Below are 251 nucleotides of genomic sequence, written 5' to 3' on the forward strand. Positions count from 1 at the left end.
TACAGCTTCAAGAAAGGTAAGATGAGCTTCATTGCACAGGATTTTGATTCCAGAAAGATCGTAACTATCCTGGATGGGCGGACTCAAGTGACCATTCGCAATCATTTTCTTCGTTATTCTGGAAAGATGAGAAGTCGCGTGAAAGTCATTACCATGGATATGTTTAGTCCCTACTATGATTGTGCCAAAAAACTTTTTCCTAACGCTAAAATCGTTCTCGACCGCTTTCACATTGTCCAACATCTCAGTCG

1 protein-coding gene is annotated in these 251 nt (G+C 41.0%); it reads left to right on the plus strand.

Translation table 11 applies throughout. The annotated features are described in order from the left end of the window. A partial coding sequence (locus ADH81_RS10550; RefSeq protein WP_161800917.1) for a transposase occupies nt 1-251 on the plus strand: 251 nt, incomplete at both ends.

The sequence above is a fragment of the Streptococcus pseudopneumoniae genome (assembly GCF_001072925.1).
Classification (GTDB): domain Bacteria; phylum Bacillota; class Bacilli; order Lactobacillales; family Streptococcaceae; genus Streptococcus; species Streptococcus pseudopneumoniae_Q.